Below are 592 nucleotides of genomic sequence, written 5' to 3'. Positions count from 1 at the left end.
GTGGGACGTGGTGCCTGCTTACTCCGGTTACGAGAAGCATGTCATGCGCTCGTTGGTAGAGCGCGTAAAGCTGGCTGGCATGGAAGATGGCTTCGGCGAAATTCTGGTTCCCACTGAAGAAGTGGTTGAAATGCGTAATGGCCAGAAGCGCAAAAGCGAACGTAAGTTCTTCCCAGGTTACGTGCTGGTTCAGATGGACATGAATGAGGGTACTTGGCACTTGGTCAAGGATACTCCTCGGGTGATGGGTTTTATCGGCGGTACCGCTGACAAGCCTGCACCAATCACAGATAAAGAGGCAGAAGCGATTCTGCGTCGCGTTGCTGATGGTAGCGACAAGCCTAAGCCGAAGACGCTTTTCGAGCCGGGCGAGTCGGTACGTGTCAACGACGGGCCGTTTGCTGATTTTACCGGCACGGTTGAAGAAGTTAACTACGAAAAGAGCCGGATCCAAGTGGCAGTGCTCATTTTCGGTCGCTCTACTCCGGTAGAGCTAGAGTTCAGCCAGGTCGAAAAAGTCTAGCTGAGCAAGCATCCCAACCCCGCAGCCCTAGGCTGTGGGGTTTTGTCGTCACTGGGATAAACGCGCAAG

Annotated in this window: 1 protein-coding gene; it reads left to right on the top strand. The window is 53.9% G+C overall.

The window, feature by feature from the left end; all coding sequences use genetic code 11:
- Nucleotides 1–523 (top strand): transcription termination/antitermination protein NusG (gene nusG / locus ACIQY3_RS34125; RefSeq protein WP_403029042.1); only part of this gene is annotated, 523 nt, incomplete at its 5' end.
- Between the last annotated feature and the right edge of the window lie 69 nt (nt 524–592).

Source organism: Pseudomonas sp. NPDC096950, assembly GCF_044762525.1.
Classification (GTDB): domain Bacteria; phylum Pseudomonadota; class Gammaproteobacteria; order Pseudomonadales; family Pseudomonadaceae; genus Aquipseudomonas.
The sequence above is the reverse complement of the archived record's forward strand: the minus strand, read 5'-3'. Positions and strand labels throughout refer to the sequence as shown.